This is a genomic window from Sphingomonas sp., assembly GCF_036402235.1.
Lineage (GTDB): Bacteria > Pseudomonadota > Alphaproteobacteria > Sphingomonadales > Sphingomonadaceae > Sphingomonas.
Genome location: NZ_DASWTG010000020.1, coordinates 1 through 2500, shown reverse-complemented (window position 1 = coordinate 2500; position 2500 = coordinate 1). Strand labels below are relative to the sequence as shown.

The 2500-nt window shown below is 53.3% G+C and carries 1 rRNA gene (cut by a window edge); it reads left to right on the top strand.

Features of this window, described 5'->3' with window-relative positions:
- Window positions 1-2500, top strand: a 23S ribosomal RNA gene (locus tag VGD28_RS04135) (its annotated part extends 97 nt beyond the left edge of the window); the annotation flags it as partial.

Here is a 2500-nt window from a genome sequence, read left to right as displayed (position 1 = left end):
TTTGACCCGACGATTTCCGAATGGGGAAACCCACCTATCCCGATTATTCTTACGATGGCTCGCCATTGTTAGAGTAATCGAGAAACAGGTATCACTTAGCTGAATAAAATAGGCTTCGTGAAGCGAACCCGGAGAACTGAAACATCTCAGTACCCGGAGGAAAAGACATCAACCGAGATTCCGTTAGTAGTGGCGAGCGAACGCGGACCAGGCCAGTGCCTTCTTTTCAACTAGCAGAACAGTCTGGAAAGGCTGACCATAGCGGGTGACAGTCCCGTATGCGAAAGTGATGAAGAAGGACTCGAGTAGGGCGGGGCACGTGAAACCCTGTCTGAACATGGGGGGACCACCCTCCAAGCCTAAATACTCGTACATGACCGATAGCGAACTAGTACCGTGAGGGAAAGGTGAAAAGCACCCCGATGAGGGGAGTGAAACAGTACCTGAAACCGAACGCCTACAAGCAGTGGGAGCATCTTTAGGGTGTGACCGCGTACCTCTTGCATAATGGGTCTGTGACTTAGTGTATCAAGCAAGCTTAAGCCGTTAGGTGTAGGCGCAGCGAAAGCGAGTCTGAATAGGGCGATTGAGTTTGATGCATTAGACCCGAAACCCGGCGATCTAGGCATGACCAGGTTGAAGGTGGGGTAACACTCACTGGAGGACCGAACCGTTTAATGTTGAAAAATTATCGGATGAGTTGTGTTTAGGGGTGAAAGGCCAATCAAGCCGGGAAATAGCTGGTTCTCCGCGAAATCTATTGAGGTAGAGCCTTGGACGAATACCCTAGGGGGTAGAGCACTGGATGGTTGCGGGCGGCGCGAGCTGTACCAATACTAACCAAACTCCGAATACCTAGGAGTACTATCCAGGAGACAGACGGCGGGTGCTAAGGTCCGTCGTCAAAAGGGAAACAGCCCTGACCTACAGCTAAGGTCCCCAAGTCATCACTAAGTGGGAAAGCATGTGGGAATCCCAAAACAGCCAGGAGGTTGGCTTAGAAGCAGCCATCCTTTAAAGAAAGCGTAACAGCTCACTGGTCTAAACAAGGGTTCCTGCGGCGAAAATGTAACGGGGCTAAAGTGATGCACCGAAGCTTAGGGTGTGCAGTTTACTGCACGCGGTAGCGGAGCGTTCCGTAAGCCTGCGAAGCGGAAGGGTAACCGACCGTGGAGGTATCGGAAGTGCGAATGCAGACATGAGTAGCGATAAAGAGGGTGAGATGCCCTCTCGCCGAAAGACCAAGGGTTCCTGCTTAAAGCTAATCTGAGCAGGGTGAGCCGGCCCCTAAGACGAGCCCGAAGGGGGTAGTCGATGGGAACCACGTTAATATTCGTGGGCCTGGTGGTAGTGACGGATCACGTGTGTTGTATGTCCTTATCGGATTGGACATGCTTCGAAGTGGTTCCAGGAAATAGCTCCACCGTATAGACCGTACCCGAAACCGACACAGGTGGTCAGGTAGAGTATACCAAGGCGCTTGAGAGAAGTGTCCTGAAGGAACTCGGCAAATTGCCTCCGTACCTTCGGAAGAAGGAGGCCCTGGCTTTGCGCAAGCAGAGTCAGGGGGCACAGGCCAGGGGGTAGCGACTGTTTAGCAAAAACACAGGGCTCTGCTAAGTCGGCTTCAAGACGACGTATAGGGCCTGACGCCTGCCCGGTGCCTGAAGGTTAAGTGGAGGGGTGCAAGCTCCGAAACGAAGCCCAGGTAAACGGCGGCCGTAACTATAACGGTCCTAAGGTAGCGAAATTCCTTGTCGGGTAAGTTCCGACCTGCACGAATGGCGTAACGACTTCCCCACTGTCTCCAGGACATGCTCAGCGAAATTGAATTCTCCGTGAAGATGCGGAGTACCCGCGGTTAGACGGAAAGACCCCGTGCACCTTTACTGCAGCTTCAGAGTGGCATTAGGAATTAATTGTGTAGCATAGGTGGGAGGCTTTGAAGCACTGGCGCCAGCTGGTGTGGAGCCTACGGTGAAATACCACCCTGTTGATTTCTGATGTCTAACCTCGAACCGTTATCCGGTTCAGGGACCCTCTGTGGCGGGTAGTTTGACTGGGGCGGTCGCCTCCTAAAGAGTAACGGAGGCGTGCGAAGGTTGGCTCAGATCGGTTGGAAACCGATCGTTAGAGTGCAATGGCATAAGCCAGCCTGACTGCGAGACTGACGAGTCGAGCAGAGACGAAAGTCGGTCATAGTGATCCGGTGGTCCCTCGTGGAAGGGCCATCGCTCAACGGATAAAAGGTACGCCGGGGATAACAGGCTGATGATTCCCAAGAGCTCATATCGACGGAATCGTTTGGCACCTCGATGTCGGCTCATCACATCCTGGGGCTGGAGCAGGTCCCAAGGGTTTGGCTGTTCGCCAATTAAAGTGGTACGTGAGCTGGGTTCAGAACGTCGCGAGACAGTTTGGTCCCTATCTGCCGTGGGCGTCGAAATTTGAGAGGAGTTGACCCTAGTACGAGAGGACCGGGTTGAACATACCTCTGGTG